Source organism: Streptosporangium fragile, assembly GCF_039534445.1.
Taxonomy (GTDB): Bacteria; Actinomycetota; Actinomycetes; order Streptosporangiales; family Streptosporangiaceae; genus Streptosporangium; species Streptosporangium fragile.
Window position 1 is genome coordinate 1 of the sequence record NZ_BAAAVI010000113.1, and the last position, 17,056, is coordinate 17,056.

The window sequence follows — 17,056 nt, forward strand, 5'->3', positions numbered from 1 at the left end:
GGTCAGCTCATCCGACATGATCCAGAACTATAGATCACAAAACCTGGCTGTAGTACTAGGGCCCGTACGGACTTCGGATCTTCAGGCGGGTCGGAGGCTTCGGATCCACACACCTGCGGACCCAACCGAAGGTCACCGGCGACTACGCAGAGCCGCTTCGCACTTGGTCGCACCGACCCGAGCGGAGGGCCGAGACCGGGATACCGGCGGGAAAACCTGCGGCGATCTGGGAAGACGCGAGACTATGATCCGAATTATGCCGGATTTGACGACTCTCGCGCTCTTCACCACGGCAACCCTCGCCCTGCTGCTCGTGCCCGGGCCCGCGGTGCTCTACATCGTGACCCGCAGCGTCGCCCAGGGCCGGTCCGCCGGGCTGGTCTCGGTGCTGGGCATTCACCTCGGCTCGCTGGTCCACGTGGCCGCGGCGGCGCTGGGCATCAGCGCGCTGCTGGCGGCCTCGGCGACGGCGTTCACGATCGTCAAGTATCTGGGCGCGGCCTACCTGCTCTATCTGGGCGTGCGCAAGCTGATGGCCCGCCCGGACGGGAACGGGGTCGCCGAGCCGCCGGCCGCGAGCAGGTCCCGGCTGTTCTGGGAGGGCTTCGTGGTCAACGTGCTCAACCCGAAGACCGCGATCTTCTTCCTGGCCTTCCTGCCGCAGTTCGCCGACCCGTCGGCCGGACCGATCGCCCCGCAGATCGTGCTGCTGGGTCTCATCTGGACGGTGCTCGGCATGGTCAGCGACGGCGCCTACGCCCTGCTCTCCTCGGCCATGGCGGGCCGCCTGCGCCGCTCGGCCCGCGCCCGCCGCCGCCTGGACCTCACCAGCGGCTTCGTCTACCTCGGGATGGGCACTTTCGCGGCCTTCAGCGGCGAGAGCGCCACGGCCAAGGCCTGACCGGGCCCTGACGGATCAGGGCCCGGCGGCCCGAAGCTCCCGGCCCGGTGGGTCAGAGCGTTCCCCACTGGGCGCCGATACCCGCGCCGGCCTGCACCAGCGACGGGACGTCGGCGGGGTTGCCGACGGTGTAGGCGTAGTAGGTGTTCGGCTCGACGACCGTACCGGCTGTCTCGGGGGTGCCGGAGTTCACATAGATGTTGTTGCGCTGCACCGCCCGGCCGGGGCCGCTGTCGGCGTACCCGCTCGCGGAGTAGAGCGGGTGGGGGACGTCCTTGAAGTAGTTGCCCTCCACCACCACGCCGGCGTTCTCCGTCGAGGCCACGCCGTAGAGCTCGTTGCCCAGGAAGTAGTTGTTGAAGACGTGCACCGGCTCGGCGAACCGGATGCGGGGGTGGCGCTGCCTGCTGTGGTCGAAGAAGTTGTGGTGGATGGTCACCTTCAGATGGCCGACGTCGGTGCCCGCGGCGCCGTCGGAGTGGCTGATCAGCATGCTCTTGTCGGAGTGGTCGAAGTGGTTCCACGACACGGTGACGTAGTCGGCGCCCCGCACCACGTCGATCGAGCCGTCGACCGCCCCCGAGAAGGTGTTGTGGTCGATCCAGATGTGGTGCGACTCCCGTCCGACGTTGATCGCGTCGTCCTCCGCGTCGGTGAACCGGATGTTGCGGACGATCACGTTGTACGACCGGTAGAAGTCCAGGCCGCCACCGGTGATGTGGCCGGACGTGCCGACACCGATGATGGTCTTGTTCGGGCGCACCCCCTGCTTGCTGGTGATGGAGATGGTGCCCGCCACCCGGATGACGAGCGTCTCCTTGCTGTCGATGTACTCCAGGAACTCGGTGGCGTTGGTCGCGGTGACGGTCTGCCCGCCGAGGCCACCGGTGGTGCCGTTCTGACCGAGGGCGTTGACGGAGGCGAATCCGATGGGCGCGGCGGCCAGGGCGGACGCCCGCGCGGTGGTGCCGGAGCCGAGCACGGGGGCGGCCAGGCCGGCCGTCGCGGCGGCGGCGAGGAACGCACGCCTGCGGATCGCGGGGCTCGGAGTGTGCTGAGTCATGGAATCGGCCTTTCGGAGCGGGGGTTCGGGGGGTTTCCGAGGTCGGAGCGTGCCGGGGCGGGGATCCCCGGGGTGAGGAGATCCCCGGGGCCCTTCGGTGCGGGACGCCGCCCGCCGCCGCTCACCGCCGCCCGCCGCCGCGCGACACAGCGGGCGGACACGGCGGACGTGGGAGCCGCCGGGCGGGCGTCGCGGCGCTAGCAGCCGATCTTCCCGACGCCGACCCCGGCGGTCACCTTCGCGGGAACGGTCGCGGGCGCGTCGAGGGTGTAGGCGTAGTAGGTGCTCGGCTCGACGACCGTGCCGGCCGTCTCCGGGGCGCCGGAGTTCACGTAGAGGTTGTTCCGCTCGACCAGCCGGCCGGGGGCGCTCTCGGCGTAGCCGACGTGGGTCGGGTGGGCGACGTCCTGGAAGTAGTTGCCCTCGACGAGCAGACCGGCGTTCTCCGTCGACGCGATGCCGTAGAGGGCGTTGGCACGGTAGTAGTTGTTGAAGACGTGGACGGGATCGGCGAAGCGCACCCGGGGGTGACGCTGGTCGGTGCCGTCGAAGTAGTTGTGGTGGTAGGTGACGCGCAGCTTCCCGATGTCGGCGGTGTAGTTGTCCGAGTGCCCGACCAGCGCCGACTTGCTGTGATGGTGGAAGTGGTTCCACGAGACCGTGACGAAGTCCGACTCCCGCTTGATGTCGAGCAGGCCGTCGTAGCCGTCGGAAAGGTCGTTGTGATCGATCCACACGTGGTGCGCCTTGTTCGTGACGCTGATCGAGTCGTCCGACGCGTTGGTGAACTTGATGTTCCGGATGATCACGTTGTTGCCCGGCCGGGTCGTCGAGCCGAGTTGGAGCCCTCCGCCGGTGATCTCGGCGGTCGTGCCCACGCCCAGGATGCTCTTGTTCGCGACCACGGTGATCATGCCGCCGAGCTGGATCCGGCCGGAGACCTTGATGATGTACGGGCCGGGACGCCCGACGTAGTCCTTCAGTTCCGCCGCGGTGGTGACGGTGACGGTCGGCCCGCCGAGACCGCCGGTGGTGCCGTTCTGGCCCAGGGCGTTGACGGAGGCGAAGCCGATCGGCGCGCCGTCGCAGGCCGCCGCGGTGCGGGCCGCCGACGCCGTGGGGACGTCGGCGCGCGCCGCTCCGGCCGCGCCGGTGAGCGCCGCGAGCAGGACCGCCGCGAAGGCGGCGGCCGGCCGCCGCCGGATGTGGGAGATGCCGTTCATTCGCCTCAGATCCTTCCGACGCCGGCGCCCGCGGACACGATGGCCGGCACGTCGGCGGCCGGGTCCGGGCTGTAGGAGTAGTACGTGCGCGGCTCGGTCACCGTGCCGCGGGTCTCGATGGCGTGGTTGCAGTCGACCAGGATGTTGCCGCGCTCGACCAGGCGGCCGAGATCCCCGCTGAAGTTCACCCGGCCGGGGTTGTTGACGCTGTAGAAGTAGTTGTTCTCGACCAGGACGCCGGCGTCGTAGGTGGACGCGATGCCGTAGCTGTTGTCGCGGTAGTAGTTGTTGTAGACGTGCACCACGTCCGCGAACCGGACACGCGGATGGCGCTGGTCGGAGGCGTCGAAGTAGTTGTGGTGGTAGGTGACGTGCAACCGCCCGATGTCCTGGGGACCCGCGTCCTCGTCGTGCGAGAGCAGCAGGGTCTTGTCGTGGTCGTGGAACCTGTTCCAGGAAACGGTGACGAAGTCGGAGCCGCGCTTGATGTCGACCGCGCCGTCGTCCCCGTTGGAGAAGTCGTTGTGGTCGATCCAGATGTGGTGGCTGAACATCTGCACGTTGATCATGTCGTCGGTGGCGCCGGAGAACGAGATGTTCCGGATGATGATGTTGTGCACGGCGTTGGCCGGCGGTGCGGTGATGTCGTCGTCGACCGGGAGCCCGATGTTCAGCCCGCCGCCGACCAGCGCGGCGTCATCGCCGACACCGATGATCGTCTTGTCCGACGCGACGTTGTGCATGCCGTCGGAGGATCCGGTGGGCAGGGTGATGCTGCCCACGACCCGGATGACGTACGGTCCGGGCCGGGAAATGTAGTCGAGGAACTGCGCGGTCGTGGTCGCGGTGACGGTCGGCCCGCCGGCGCCGCCGGTGGTGCCGTTCTGCCCCAGGGCGTTGACGGTGGCGAAGCCCACCATGCCGTCGACCGGGTCCGCGCGCAGTGCTCCCGTCCCCGCGGAGGCGGCGCCGGCGGCGGCCTGGGCGGTGACGAGGGCGGCGGCCGCGGCGAGAGCGGCCAGCGCACGCAGGGCCCTGCGCAGGGGCCGCGGCGCGGCTTTGGGTGGCGGGATCGGGACAGGTCTGGACGTCATAGGTCGCTCTGCTTTCCGCGCGCCGAGGTTTCCGGGCGCGCTGCGCCTCGGCCGCGTGTCGGGACAGGCCGCGGCCGGGAGGGAGGGGGGTGTGCGGCGCGCACGGTTCACCGCCCGACTCGCCCCGGTCCGGTCAGGGGGAACGGCGCGTCGGTCGCGCGGGAAGGATGCGATCCGCGAGGGTGCCGCGGCCGGTCCGCCGAGCGGGCCCGGGACGCGGCGGCGTACAGCGCGGCATGAGAGGTGAGGCACGGAGTGGCACCGAACGGCACGGCGGCCACCGCACTCACGGAAAAGGGATGTCAGGGTTACCGATCGGCCATGGCATCGCCACCCTTCGGCCAGGCAGAGGCGCAATGGAAAGCGCTTTCCCAATGAAATTAACTTTACGTTTACCCCTGTTTGATGTCAACGGCATCCTGACCGGGAAGGCGCCCTCGCCGTAAAGGAGGCCGGGCCTCTCGTCCGCCCTCCACCGCCCGGGGCCGTTTCCCCGCCGTCACCCGCCACCGCACCGGACCACCACCACGCCGCCCACCCCGCACCGCACCGGACCACCACCGCACCACACCAAACCACCGCACCACACCAAACCGCCGCACCACACCGAACCGCCGCACCGCCCACCCGCCACCGCGCCGGATATCACGGGCCACGGCGGCGCAACCCCTTCCAAAACCGCACTTGACGCTTTTCAGCACCATTTTCGTGATTTAAGAGAATAAATAATTGCGTGCCACTGGAGATGTCCGTTCGCCGTATCAGCGCACCGCCCGTGCCGCCCGCGGACCGGCCCCCTCCCGTCGACCCGTCGCCGCGCGGCACGCGGACCTCGCCTCCCCGGATCTCACCCCGTGCCCGTTACGACGGCCCGCACCCCAGCCCGGAGCGTCCGCAGACCGGCCACGCCGACGCCCGCGACCGGTCGGCACGCCGCCGAGAAGGCCGCACCCGATAAAAGGATTAATACGGATTTACACCGACCGAGATGAAGAACTGCACCGGATTCTCCGCCATTCGGGGTGGTCAGCGCGGGAAATACGAGCGACCATCGAACGGTGCCCGGTCAGAATCCACGGCTGACGGCCGTTCCCGACACGCAGGCCCTGCTCGTCTGCACCCGGCTCTGGTCCGCGGGGGCCCCGATCGACGAGGAGGCGGTGACCCGGCTCCGGCACGCGGCCCTCGTCGAGAACCACCGCCGCTACGCCACCGCCATCCCCGCCTACGCCGCCCTGACCGGCGGGGTGCCGCCCTCCCCGGCGGTCACCGTGGCCGACATCGGCGCCCGTTTCCTCGTCACCGACGAGCTCTTCAAGAGCTACGACCCGGCCTGGCTGACGGAGGACCTGCCCGAGCTGTCCCGCTGGCTGGGAACGATCTTCACCGAGCGGCTCGACGATCTCGACCTCGCCGCCGGTGACGTCAACCAGTGGCGCGACGCGCTGAAGCGGCACGGGGTGTACGTCACGTTCTCCAGCGGCACCGGCGGGCGGCCGTCCCTCGTGCCGCGAGACCGGCTGACCCTCGCCGCCCTGCGCGCCGGCTCCGGCGTGCGCCTCCCCTGGACACCGCTCGCGGGCGGCTACGACTTCCTGCAGCTCGTCCCACCCGGCCTGGGGCTCGGGATCCAGTCGGGGGCGGCCGGCCTGGCCGCCGGGGCGGCGCGGGTCCACCACCTGCGGACCTCCCCGTTCGACCTGCGCTCCCTGTCCGGGGGGCCGGGCCTCCCGGCCGTCCCCGGTGAGCGGGCCGGGGACGGCCACGAGGCCGTCCCTCGCGGTCACGAGGCCGCCGATCGCGGACACGCGGGCCGGGAGGTCCCCGGCGCCCCCGACCACGAGGCCGCCGCGGCGTTCCTCAAGGGGGCCGACCGGCCGGTGCTCGTGTTCGGGACGCCCCCGGGGCTCGCCGACCTCGTCGCCCACCTCTCGGCGGCGGGGACGCGCCTGCGCCTGCCGCCGGGCAGCGGAATCGTCACCGGCGGCGGGTGGAAGGGCCGCACGGCGACGCGGTGGGAGGACCTCGCCGAGGGGGTGGCCGACCGGCTCGGGGTGCCGCCCGAGCGGTACGTCGACGCCTACTCCACCTCGGAGCTCAACACGGTCTTCCTGACCTGTGCCGAGGGCCGCTACCACGTCCCGCCGTGCGTCGAGCCGGTCGTCGTGGACGACCTGCTGGCCCCCGTGGACGGCGACGACGTGGAGGGCAGGCTCGCCGTGCTGGACCCGTTCGCGTTCTCCTACCCCGGGTTCGTCGTGACCGGCGACGCCGTACGGCTCCGCCGCGACCCGTGCGGGTGCGGCCTGCCGGGGCCGACGCTGGCCGCGCCGATCGTCCGCGCCGCCGGAGCGGGGCAGCGCGGGTGCGCCACCGTGGGGAGCATCCCGGAGGACCCGGTCCCGTGATGATCGACGCCCGTACGATCGCGGGCACGCAGATCGTCCGTCTCCCCGCCGTGGTGCGCGGGGAGATCGTCATGCCGCCCTGGCCGCGGGTGGCGGACGTCCGCCGGGCCGTCGCCGAGCCGGGGCCGCACCGCGTCGAGGGAGTGGCCGGCGGCTGCCACGTGATCGGGCGGCCGGTGGTGGACCGCGACGCCCTCGACCTCACCGGTGAGACGCAGGTGCTCGTGCTGCCCGCCCCGGACGCCTCGCACCTGCTCGAACCGGACCCGGCGGGCGCGCTGCTGGAACTCGCGCGCACGCCGCTGCCGGAGGTGCTGTCCTTCGTGGACGCGGTCGGGGAGGCACTGCGGTCGCGCTCGTCCGAGGCCGCCGAGGCGGGGGCGTTGCTGGCCGCGACCTCGCTGGTCGGTGACCGGGCGCACCGCGCCTTCCTCGCCCAGCTTCCCTCGCTCTTCGACGGTGGCGCCGTCGGCCGGATGATCGAGCGCGATCTCGGCGCCGCGCCCCTGGACGACTGGCGTCAGGTCGGGGAGGCAGCCGTGCCGGGGATGACCGCGCGCTTCGCCGGCACCGCGTGCCGGACGCCGCCGGCCCTGCGCGCCGTACCGACCAGGCAGCTCCACCTGACCGCGGGCAACGCCCCCGTGGTCCCGGTGGTCTCCCTGCTCTGGGCGTGGGCGACGAAGGGCGCCGCCGTCATCAAACCCGCCGCGGAGGCGGCCGCGCTCGTCGCCGCGCTCGGCGCGGCGCTGCGGACCGCCGGCCCCTCCCACCCGCTGGCCAGGCATACGACGCTCGCCTACTGGCGGGGCGGCGACCGGCGGGTGGAGACGGAACTGCTCGCCGACGGAGCCTTCGACCGGCGCGTCGTGTGGGGTTCGGCCGAGACGGTGCGCAGCGTGACGGCCCGTGGCGGCACCACCGACACTCTGATCATGGGTCCCCGGTTCTCCCTCAGCCTCGTCGGGGGCTCCCTCGCCCGGTCGGACCCGGAGGCCGCGGCACGCCTCGCCGCGGTCGACTCGCTGATCGCCAACCAGGCCGCCTGCACGTCCTCGCTGCTCCACGTGGTGGAGGGCGACGCCGCCACGGCCGACGGCTATGCCCGCGCACTCGCCCGGGTGCTGGCCGGATGGGACCGGGCGCTGCCGCACCGGCCCTCGCGGCAGGCGCAGGGGCACCTCACCCGGCTGCGCAGGGGCCTGCTCGGTACGGCGCGCTGGTACGTCAACGGCGACTGGCCCGAGGTGTCGTCGGCGGTCGTGCTGGTCGACGGCGCCTTCGATCTGGCGCATCACCCCGGTTCCCGGCTCGTGCTGGTCCGGGCGGTCGACGACCTGCGCCGGGCGCTGCCCTGGCTGGGGCCAGCCGTCTCGACGGTCGGGGTGGCCCCGGAGGAGACCCGGCTGGCCCTGCGGGACGCCATCGCCACCCGCGGGGTCGACAACGTCGTCCCCCTGGGCGCGGCCGAGCACGGCTACGCGGGACGCCCGCACGACGGCATGCGGGTGCTCACCCGGCTGGTCCGCTGGGTCAACGGCTGACCTGTCCGGGGCCTGCCGACCCGCGGAACCCCGCGCGGGCGAGGTGGGCATCGACGATCTCCAGGGCGGCGCGCGGCTCCTCCAGCAGGGCGAGGTGCCCGGTGCCGGGCAGCACGTGCAGAACTCCGCCGGGGGCCGCGGCCGCGATCGTCCGGGCGCAGGCGTGATGCGCCGGGATCTCACCGTCGCCCACCAGCACGAGGAGAGGGGCGGTCACCGCGCACAGCCGGGTCACCGGCTGCCGGGGCTCCAGGAGCGGACGCATGCCGGTGCCGCCGAGCTCGTCCCAGGCGTGCCGGCCGATGACCGCGGCGAGCGCGGAGCGCACCGCGGGGCGCGCCGCGACGCCGCCGAAGATGGGACGGCACGACATCCACAGCTCGGCCGTACGCCCCCGCGAACCGGTGCGCCGGTGCAGGAGGGCGAGATCGAGGTAATGGCGCTCGATGGCCGGATCCTGCGGACCGCCCGCGTAGGACGGCGCGGCGAAGGTCCAGGAGGTGAACGCGTGCGGGTGGCGCAGTGCCATCTCCAGGGCGACGACCGTGCCGAAGGACAGCGCGACCACGTGCCGGACGCTGTCATGCAGCGCGCGGCGGACCAGCAGGTCGGCGAGCGCCGCGCGGTCCTCCCCGGCGCGCAGCGGCCTGGACCTCCCGTGCCAGGGGAGGTCGACCGCCACGTGCCGGTAGCCCGGCAGGCGTCTCCAGAGCGGCGGCCAGATCTCGGCGCTCATCGTGTAGCCGTGCAGCCACAGCACGCCCGGCCCGTCGCCCTCCTCGACGACGGCCAGCCCGTCCCAGTGCGCGGACGGGCCGGGCGGGTCGCCCCGCCGGGGAGCGGGTGACCGGGAGGGACCGTCCTCACCCGGGGTCCTTCCACCCGCTCGCCGCTCCCCGTCCCCGCCCGGGGCGGGCCGGTCGCCGGTCACCCGGAACCGCCGAACCGGCGGCAGTACGCACGGTAGGCGCGGACGAGCTCGTCGCCCTCGGTGTACCGCGGGACGACCGAGGTGTCGAGGTGCTCCCAGATCACCGCGTCCTGTTCGAAGGCCGTACGGCTCCCGCTGACCAGGGAGGCGATCTCGCGGACGGTCGCGGGACCGGAGGCCCTGCGCGCGGGGACCGCGACCGTCACCCTGACCACGGAGGTCCCGCCGTCCGCGGGGGTGGCCGCGGTGATGACGACGTTGGGCTCGTCCGGCCGGCCCAGCTCCGTCGCCACCAGGTGCGGGCTGAACACCAGGGCGCGGAACCGCGCGGTGGCCGGGTCTCCCGCCGGCTCACCCGCCTGCCAGCGGTTGGGGCGGGCCATGTCGAGGTCGCCCTCGACGCACAGCACCCCGCCCTCGGCGGGGCGGAGGCGGAGGCGGGGGCGCCTGTCGAGCCCGTGGACGGGGGCGAAATGGTCGGCGTCGAAGACGTTCTCGATGACGTATTCGGCCGGGACCCTCACGTGGAACGTGAACCCCGACACGATCCGGTGGCTTTCCTGGAGGCGTGTCAGGAAATCTTCCAGGCCGGTGTCGCACGAGGGATCGGGCAATACGAAAAGCCCGCCGGCGCGGACCGCCGAACGGTGGCGGCCGACCCGGAACCGGCCGGGCCTGTCGCCTCCCAGTTGCACACGATGGCCATGAAAAGGGCAGATAATCGCATTTTCGCTTATTTTTCCGCCATATCCGAGATGAGCACCTCTGTGCGGACATGTCGCATCATATACCCCCAGCTCACCCCCGGCCCGTACCGCGATCAGCCGATGGCCGGCGATGTCGAGAGGGGTTACGTCGTCCTTGAGATCCGCGTCGAACGCCAGCTGCGTCCACCCTGAAAAGATCGGCAATTCCCACCCCTTTCCATTCATCCGAAACGGCGGCAGGACCGCCACGGGAAACGGTTTACCGAATAATTATTCGCCGTTGCCCGCCGGGCTCCGAAAGTTTATGGTACAGGCACAGCGCCCGATCGAAAGAGGTGGTTCCGATGACCGAGAGCAATCCGTTCAAAGATCTGTCGGCGGTTCCGGAAACGAGATCAGAAGACCTCCAGCGCGCGGTGAATCTCAGAAAGGAAGAACAGCTGCGGACCGTCGCCGACCTCGGTCTGGCGACCCCCGAGCAGCTGGAGACGATGCCCAAGGTCCGCGACCTGACGGTCAACGACCTCAACGACCTGGCCGCCGAGTTCAGCGGCATCCCCACCGGCAACCGCCGCGTCGCCGATCTGAGCCTCGACGACCTCCAGAACCTGGAGGGCGTGTTCTTCGAGTTCAAGCGGGCCGTCGGCAAGGACCTCGTCACCCGCGGCGCCGCGGTGAGCAGCGTCGACGTCTCGTGCTGCTGCTGCACCCCCTGCTGCTCCTGCGCGGCGGCCGACATGTCCCACACGGGGTCCTAGCGCCTTGGCGACCGAGGAGCCGTTGAGCGCACGGGAGCTCCAGGTGGCCTGCCTGGGCCCCGACGAAGCCGTGGTGAAGCGCGGGCTGGCGGAGGTGCGGCTGGCCGCCCCGGGGATCGGCGCCCTGCTCACGCGGGTCGTCGCACTCGCCGACGGATCGCGTTCGCTGGACGACGTCGTCGACGCCTTCCCGCCCGAGGAGCAGGAGGAGGCCCGTGAGGTGGTCACCACTCTGCGGTCCCGGGGCCTGCTCCGCCACGACGTGGGAGACGACCCGGTGGCGAGGTTCTGGGCGAGCATGGCCCGCCTCTCCCCCGACGGACCGGGCCAGGTGGCGAAGTCGGCGGTGCTGGTGACCGGCACCGGCCGGATCGCCGAGGCGCTCACCCGGGCGCTGACGGCGTGCGGTGTGGGCCGGGTCGAGGCGCGGCCCACACCGGCGGCCGGCGAGGACGGCTGGGATCTGTGGTGCGCCGCGGCCGACGGCCCGGCCGACCCCGCGCTCGTCGACGTGGCGCGGCGCGCGCTGGAGGCGCGCGCCACCCTGCTGCCCGTCTGGATCGACGACCTCGTCATCCGGGTCGGGCCGCTCACCCATCCCTTCGACACCGCCTGCCTGCGCTGCTATCTCATGCGGACCGACTCCGGAGACGTCTGGCGCGAGGCCCACGCGCTGCTGCGGGCGCAGCGGTCACCCGGCGCCGGCTTCCTGCCCTCGCTCCCCACGGTGGCCGGGGAGATCGCGGCCACGGAGGCCGTCAAGCACCTGGCGGGCCTGCCCGTGACCGCCTGCGGCCGCGTCATCGAGGTCAGCCTGGTGCCGTTCCACTCGGCCGTCCGCCGGGTGCTGCGCGTGCCGCGCTGCCCCGACTGCAGCGGGACCGCCCGCCAGGGCGCCCCCGTGATCAGCCACGGCTCGCAGCTCGTCGAGTGACCCCGTACGGAGAAAGGCCGGCGGCGGCCGCCCCGGCCGGGGAAGGCGGAAAGGAGAGGCCGATGGACCTGCTGGACGCGTGGACGGATCTGGTGGACCCCCGCACGGGCATCGTCCGCCAGATCACCGAGCTCCGGATCGACGACGACGAGCCGCGCTTCGTCCACTACCTGTCCGAGGCGTGTTCCACGGAGGCGATGGGCTTCCTGAAGAACTTCGGCAACAACGGCGGGGCCGCCACGGACCGGCGCAGGGCACTGGCCAAGGCGATCGGTGAGGCCATCGAGCGCTACTGCTCGGCCTGCTTCTCCTACGACGATCTCCTGACCGCGTCCTACGACGAGCTCGACCGACCGGCCACCCCTCCCGGCTCCTACGCCCTGTACCGGCCGGAGCAGTACGACGTCCCCGGCTTCCCCTGGCGGCCGTTCACGTCCGCCAGCCGGGTGTCCTGGACGCGCGGGCGGTCCCTGGTCACCGGGGACGAGGTCCTCGTCCCCGCGGCCTTCGTCTACGTCCCCTACCACTACCGGGCCGAGACGCCGATCGCCCAGCCGATCTCGACCGGGCTGGCCTGCGGCTCCTCGCCCGAGGAGGCGATCCTGTCGGCCCTGTGCGAGGTCATCGAGCGCGACGCGTTCACGCTCATGTGGCAGGGGCGGCGCAGCCTCCCGCGGATCCGGCCCGACAGCCTGCCCGACTCCCTCACCGACCTCGTGCGGCGCTTCGAGGCCGTCGGGCTGGCGGTGCACCTGGTCGACATCGGCACGGACATCGGATGCCCGTCCGTCATGACGATCGCGGAGGGCTTCACCCCGACGTCCCCCGCGCTCGCCTTCGCGGCGGCCTCCCACCCGGACGCCGAGGTGGCCTGCCGCAAGAGCCTGGAGGAGCTGGCGCACACCCGCAAGTTCTCCGTCCAGGTGATGGACTACCTGCCGCCGGTCCCCGTCGAGGTGGCGGCGGGCCACCCCGCCGTCGACGGGCAGCGGGCCCACCTGCGCTACTACTGCCCCCAGGAGTCCAAGGAGTACGCCCGCTTCGCCTGGGCCTCCGCCGAGGAGACCGACCTCGACCTCTCCGGTGGCCGCGGCCGCTCCCTCGCCGAGCTCGTCGCGGCGGTGGCCGCGACCGGCGAGGACGTCATCGCCTGCGACCTCACCACACCCGATGTCGCCGGGCTCGGCCTGTCGGTGGTGCGGGTGATCGTCCCGGGCCTGCACCCGCTGCACATGGGCCACGCCAACCGGGCGACGGGCGGCCGGCGCCTGGCCGCGGTCCCCGGCTGGTCACCCGGCGCCGACAACCCCCATCCCCACCCGTTCCCCTGACGAGACCCCGTGCCCTGGCGGGGCCCCGGATCTCCCCGGTGAGGACGCCGATCCCCCGCCGGGCACCCGCGGGCCCCGGGAGACACACCTGCGAAGGAAAGGCCGCCATGCATCCGGTCGACGCGTTCCTGCTGGAGGAGAGCGAGGAGGCCGTCTGGGAGAGCTTCCACGAGAACTCCAAGACGAGCCGGGCCACCCCGCACCTGTACTTCGACCGGCACCCCTCCGACAGCACGGTCCTCGCGATGATGAACCGGCTGCGCGAGACGAAACCGCACCGCGACCGCCCCCGGATCGCCCTGCCCTACGACCTCCCGGGGTCGGAGACCGGCCTCGACGAGGCGCTGACCGAGCGCGCGTCGGCCCGCGGGTTCGGCCCCGGGCCGGTCGGGCTCGCGGACGTGGCGAAGGTCCTGCGCTGCGCGTACGGCGTGACGAGGTCCAACGCCGACGGCGCCTACCCGCGCCCCTTCCGCACGGTCCCGTCCGGCGGCGCCCTCTACCCCCTGGAGCTGTACGTCTGGGCGCGCGACGTCACGGGGCTGGAGCGCGGGCTCCACCACTACGACCCCACCACGCACGAACTCCACGACCTGGGCGCGTTCGAGGCCGGCGGCTGCTTCGTCCAGGGTGACCTGGTCGCCGCGGCGCCGGCCGTGGTGCTGGTGACGGCGGTCTTCCAGCGCTCCGCCTACAAGTACGGCGAGCGCGGCTACCGCTTCGTGCTCATCGAGGCCGGGCACGCCGTGCAGAACGCGGTGCTCGCCGCGTTCGGGCGCGGCCTGGCGGCGGTGCCGGTCGGGGGGTACTTCGACCGGGAGCTCGACGCGCTGATGGGCCTGGACGGGCTGCACGAGTCGGTCGTCTACACCCTCCTGCTGGGCCGCCGGGAGCCGGAGTGACCGCTGCCCCGGCACCGGGCGGGGCGGACGGCGCGTGGCCGCTGACCGTCACCGCCCCCGGCCCCGCGCCCGAGGGCGCCTCCGCGCTGGCCTCGCTCGTGCACCCGCTCGACCCCGACACCTTCCGCACCGCGTACTGGCAGCGCAGGCCGCTGCACGTCCAGGGGCCGCCGGACCGCTTCCGCGACCTGTTCACCCTGGCGGACCTGCGCGCGGCGGTCGCCCGCCAGCACGAACTGGGGCTCCTCATCCGCGCCAGCGGCGACCGGGAGGGCGACGGCGGAGCCGCCGGGGCGCACGTCGCGGTGGAGGCCGCCGACGTGGCCGACCACCTGCGGCGCGGTGCCTCGATCTGCGTGGAACCGATCGAGCGGGCCGCGCCCCGCGTCGCGAGCCTGGCCGCCCGGCTCAGGAGCGAGCTCGGCCACCACGGCGACGCGGGCGTCAAGTGCTACCTGTCCCCGCACGGCTACGGGTTCAACACCCACTTCGACGCCCACGTGGTGACGACGCTCCAGCTCGACGGGCACAAGCGGTGGCGCGTCTCGCGGGCGCCGGGTGTGCCGTTCCCGCTCGGCAACGCCTTCGCCGACGCCGAGGGGAACGTCCGCTACATCGGCCGCGCTCCCAGCTCGGTGCGGCCGTGGGAGCGCCCGGAGATCGCCGAGGAGGAGTTCGCGGAGATCCTGCTCGGCCCGGGTGACGTCCTGTGCCTGCCCGCGGGGACCTGGCACAACGCCAAGGCCGTGGGGCACTCCCTGGCCGTCAACATCGCCTTCGCCCCCGCGGACGTGCTGAAGCTCCTCACCGACGCCGTCAGGTCCCGGCTGCAGGAGCGGGAGGTGTGGCGCTCGGGCCTGCCCGCCTCCGGCGGGGCGCCCGGTGAGGCCGCGCGTTTCCTGCTGGACCGGCGCGAGGAGCTGATCGCCGAGTTGCGGGCGCTCCCGCTGGACGACGACCTGCTCGCCACGGCGATGTCCGGCTCCCAGGTGACCGCCGCGGCCCGGATGGCCGCGCAGACCGCCTCCGCCGACGCCTCCGGTGACGACCGCCTGCTGCAGTGCGTGCTGACCGTGACGGACGTCCGGGCCGCCGCGGAGTGGTACGAGCGGGTGCTCGGCTGCCGGGTCCTGGCGGCGATCCCGGAGTTCGGCTGGGTGGAGCTGGCCTCCCCGGTGCCCGGGGTGAGCATCGGCCTGTCGGAGATCCCCACCGCCGGGGTGACCGGCGGGGCGGTGCTCGACTTCCGGGTGGACGACCTGGAACGCACCCGCGACCTGCTCGACCGCGACGCGGCTACCCCGCCGACCCGGATGCGCGCCGTCGCGGGTGTCGCGCGCTTCCTTGAGGCGTACGACATCGACGGCAACCGGCTGATGTTCTACCAGCCGGACGACCAGGAGAGGGATTGATGGGCAGACTGGACGAGAGCGTCGTGATCGTCACCGGCGGGGCCAACGGCATCGGCCGGTGGTACTCCACCGCGCTCGCCCTGGAGGGCGCGCGGGTCGTCGTGTGCGACATCGACGAGCAGGGCGCGGTCGACTTCGCCGGCTGGCTCAACGAGCGGGCGGGTGCGGAGCGCGCGCACGCCCTCGGTGTCGACGTCACCTCCCCGGAGGAGACCGCCGACATGGCTGCCGTCGTGATGTCCCGGTTCGGGGCGATCGACGTGCTCGTCAACAACGCCGGCAGCTACCCGCACGTGGCGTTCGAGGACATCGACCCCGACGCCTGGCGGCAGGTGATCGCCCTCAACCTCGACAGCGTCTTCCTGTGCTGCCGGGCGGTGCTGCCGATGATGGTGAAGCAGGGCCACGGCGCGATCGTCAACGTGGCGACGAACCTGGTGTGGTCCGGGCTGGCCAACATGGCCCACTACATCGCGGCCAAGTCGGGGGTGATCGGGCTGACCAAGGCGCTCGCCCGCGAGTACGGCGAGCACGGTGTCCGGGTGAACGCGCTGGCGCCCGGGGCGGTGGTCCCCGACCTGCCCGACCGGCGGCTCAGCCCGGCCGGGCAGGAGGCCGTCGAGGAGATCCTGCAGTACCAGTCGGTCAAACGGCACCAGCACCCCCGCGACCTGGTCGGCGCCATGCTGTTCCTCTGCTCCTCCGACTCGGAGTTCATGAGCGGCCAGGTGCTCACGGTCGACGGCGGGCTGACCATGCACTGACACTCATGGGACGCCTCTCGTACGACCCTCGCGACCCGCGGGTCCACGCCGATCCCTACCCCGCTTACCGGGCCCTGCGGGAGCACGATCCGGTGCACTTCGTACCGGGTGCCCGCGTGTGGTTCCTCACCCGGCACCGCGACTGCCTGGCGGTGCTCTGCGACCCGCGCTTCTCGGCGCGGCACGGGCAGCGGCTGCGGCGGCGCGACACGGCGCTGCCCACCTCGATGCTGAACACGGACCCGCCCGAGCACACCAGGCTCCGGCGGGCCGCGGCGCCGGCGTTCCGGCCGCGGGCGCTGCGCGAGCACGGGCGCTGGCTCGTCCCGCTGGTCGACGCGTGGGCGGGCCGGGTGCGCGAGGCGGGCCGGGCGGGGCGTGAGATCGACCTCGCCGCCGAGTTCGCCCGTCCCCTGGCCCTGCGGGTGGTCGCCGGCTTCCTGGGGCTGCCGGAGGCCGACCTCGTGGACTTCGGCGGCTGGGCCGGCGCGGTCGCGGGCAACCTCGACCCGTTCGCCGACCCGGCGGGGCATGGGGAGGCCGCGATGGCGGCGATGCACGACCGGTTCGCCGACCACCTGTTCGCCAGGATCGCCGACCCCCGCCCGGACGCGTTCACCGTCCTCGCCGGGGCGTACGCGGAAGGGCTGCTCGCCCCGGCGGAGGCGATGGCCACGGCGGGCCTGCTCGTCGTCGGCGGCGTCGAGCCGCTCGGCGACATGATCACCAACGCCGTCGCCGCGATGCTGGCCGACCCCTGGCGCTGGCGCGGCCTGGGGGACGCCGGCGCGTCGCCGGCCAGGACCGCCACCGAGGAGTTGCTGAGGATCGACCCGCCGATCCAGTTCACCGCCCGCACGGCCGAGGAGGATATCGTCGTCGGCGGCCGGCCGATCCGCCGCGGCGACGGCGTCGTGCCGTTCCTCGGCGCGGCCAACCACGACCCCGCCAGGTTCGCCGGGCCCGACCGGCTCGACCTGGGCCGCCGCGTCAACCCGCACCTGTCCTTCGGCGCGGGCCCGCACGCCTGCCTGGGCGCGCCCCTGGTCAGGATGGTCGGGCGGCTGCTGGTCGCCGCGGTGCG

General features: G+C 72.8%; 15 protein-coding genes and 1 pseudogene. 10 read left to right on the forward strand and 6 right to left on the reverse strand.

Annotation, left to right across the window (positions count from 1 at the left end; genetic code table 11):
* The first annotated feature begins 256 nt into the window (after positions 1–256).
* Positions 257–901, forward strand: coding sequence for a LysE family translocator (locus tag ABD841_RS38475; RefSeq protein WP_344981991.1), 645 nt, complete (start codon positions 257–259; stop codon positions 899–901).
* 52 nt (positions 902–953) lie between these two features.
* Here the strand turns inward: ABD841_RS38475 and ABD841_RS38480 are convergent, their stop codons facing one another.
* From ABD841_RS38480 to ABD841_RS38490, 3 genes are all read right to left on the reverse strand, one after another.
* A complete protein-coding gene (locus ABD841_RS38480) occupies positions 954–1,964 on the reverse strand; it encodes a pectate lyase family protein (protein WP_344981992.1) in 1,011 nt (336 codons plus the stop codon).
* A gap of 197 nt (positions 1,965–2,161) precedes the next feature.
* Positions 2,162–3,187: a pectate lyase family protein gene (locus ABD841_RS38485; protein ID WP_344981993.1), complete on the reverse strand. Its 1,026-nt coding sequence runs from the start codon at positions 3,185–3,187 to the stop codon at positions 2,162–2,164.
* A gap of 5 nt (positions 3,188–3,192) precedes the next feature.
* A complete protein-coding gene (locus ABD841_RS38490) occupies positions 3,193–4,281 on the reverse strand; it encodes a pectate lyase family protein (RefSeq protein WP_344981994.1) in 1,089 nt (362 codons plus the stop codon).
* Between the two features lie 1,058 nt (positions 4,282–5,339).
* Here ABD841_RS38490 and ABD841_RS38495 point away from each other — a divergent pair.
* Positions 5,340–6,689 (forward strand): LuxE/PaaK family acyltransferase, encoded by a 1,350-nt coding sequence (locus ABD841_RS38495; protein WP_344981995.1) that lies wholly within the window; start codon positions 5,340–5,342, stop codon positions 6,687–6,689.
* Entirely contained in the window at positions 6,689–8,233 is a 1,545-nt protein-coding gene (locus tag ABD841_RS38500) for an acyl-CoA reductase (protein WP_344981996.1), read from the forward strand. Before ABD841_RS38495 ends, ABD841_RS38500 begins: the two co-directional genes overlap by 1 nt.
* On the opposite strand, the gene ABD841_RS38505 is transcribed toward ABD841_RS38500, so the two are convergent.
* From ABD841_RS38505 to ABD841_RS41035, 3 genes and pseudogenes are all read right to left on the reverse strand, one after another.
* Positions 8,223–9,164: an alpha/beta fold hydrolase gene (locus tag ABD841_RS38505; protein ID WP_344981997.1), complete on the reverse strand. Its 942-nt coding sequence runs from the start codon at positions 9,162–9,164 to the stop codon at positions 8,223–8,225. The genes ABD841_RS38500 and ABD841_RS38505 overlap by 11 nt on opposite strands.
* On the reverse strand, positions 9,161–9,709 hold the full coding sequence (locus ABD841_RS38510; protein ID WP_344981998.1) for a hypothetical protein: 549 nt from the start codon (positions 9,707–9,709) through the stop codon (positions 9,161–9,163). The genes ABD841_RS38505 and ABD841_RS38510 overlap by 4 nt, the downstream gene beginning before the upstream one ends.
* Positions 9,710–9,910: 201 nt before the next feature.
* Positions 9,911–10,096, reverse strand: a pseudogene (locus tag ABD841_RS41035) (Rieske 2Fe-2S domain-containing protein); the annotation flags it as partial.
* 119 nt (positions 10,097–10,215) lie between these two features.
* On the opposite strand from ABD841_RS41035, the gene ABD841_RS38520 reads away from it, so the two are divergent.
* From ABD841_RS38520 to ABD841_RS38550, 7 genes are all read left to right on the forward strand, one after another.
* Positions 10,216–10,629 carry a hypothetical protein gene (locus tag ABD841_RS38520; RefSeq protein ID WP_344982000.1) on the forward strand — a complete coding sequence of 138 codons (414 nt, stop codon included), beginning with the start codon at positions 10,216–10,218 and terminating at the stop codon, positions 10,627–10,629.
* Positions 10,630–10,651: 22 nt separating this feature from the next.
* Positions 10,652–11,563: a TOMM precursor leader peptide-binding protein gene (locus tag ABD841_RS38525; protein WP_344982001.1), complete on the forward strand. Its 912-nt coding sequence runs from the start codon at positions 10,652–10,654 to the stop codon at positions 11,561–11,563.
* 62 nt (positions 11,564–11,625) lie between these two features.
* On the forward strand, positions 11,626–12,894 hold the full coding sequence (locus ABD841_RS38530) for a YcaO-like family protein (RefSeq protein ID WP_344982002.1): 1,269 nt from the start codon (positions 11,626–11,628) through the stop codon (positions 12,892–12,894).
* A gap of 107 nt (positions 12,895–13,001) precedes the next feature.
* A complete protein-coding gene (locus ABD841_RS38535) occupies positions 13,002–13,796 on the forward strand; it encodes a SagB family peptide dehydrogenase (protein WP_344982003.1) in 795 nt (264 codons plus the stop codon).
* A complete protein-coding gene (locus ABD841_RS38540) occupies positions 13,793–15,208 on the forward strand; it encodes a JmjC domain-containing protein (RefSeq protein WP_344982004.1) in 1,416 nt (471 codons plus the stop codon). The genes ABD841_RS38535 and ABD841_RS38540 overlap by 4 nt, the downstream gene beginning before the upstream one ends.
* Positions 15,208–15,972: an SDR family NAD(P)-dependent oxidoreductase gene (locus tag ABD841_RS38545; protein WP_344982005.1), complete on the forward strand. Its 765-nt coding sequence runs from the start codon at positions 15,208–15,210 to the stop codon at positions 15,970–15,972. The genes ABD841_RS38540 and ABD841_RS38545 overlap by 1 nt, the downstream gene beginning before the upstream one ends.
* Before the next feature lie 5 nt (positions 15,973–15,977).
* Positions 15,978–17,056: cytochrome P450 (locus ABD841_RS38550; protein WP_344982006.1), on the forward strand; the 1,079-nt coding region annotated here is incomplete at its 3' end.

Coding starts and splice junctions, on each gene's coding strand:
- ABD841_RS38475 (WP_344981991.1), top strand. CDS start 257: ATGCCGGATTTGACGACTCTCGCGCTCTTCACCACGGCAACCCTCGCC.
- ABD841_RS38480 (WP_344981992.1), bottom strand. CDS start 1,964: ATGACTCAGCACACTCCGAGCCCCGCGATCCGCAGGCGTGCGTTCCTC.
- ABD841_RS38485 (WP_344981993.1), bottom strand. CDS start 3,187: ATGAACGGCATCTCCCACATCCGGCGGCGGCCGGCCGCCGCCTTCGCG.
- ABD841_RS38490 (WP_344981994.1), bottom strand. CDS start 4,281: ATGACGTCCAGACCTGTCCCGATCCCGCCACCCAAAGCCGCGCCGCGG.
- ABD841_RS38500 (WP_344981996.1), top strand. CDS start 6,689: ATGATCGACGCCCGTACGATCGCGGGCACGCAGATCGTCCGTCTCCCC.
- ABD841_RS38520 (WP_344982000.1), top strand. CDS start 10,216: ATGACCGAGAGCAATCCGTTCAAAGATCTGTCGGCGGTTCCGGAAACG.
- ABD841_RS38530 (WP_344982002.1), top strand. CDS start 11,626: ATGGACCTGCTGGACGCGTGGACGGATCTGGTGGACCCCCGCACGGGC.
- ABD841_RS38535 (WP_344982003.1), top strand. CDS start 13,002: ATGCATCCGGTCGACGCGTTCCTGCTGGAGGAGAGCGAGGAGGCCGTC.
- ABD841_RS38545 (WP_344982005.1), top strand. CDS start 15,208: ATGGGCAGACTGGACGAGAGCGTCGTGATCGTCACCGGCGGGGCCAAC.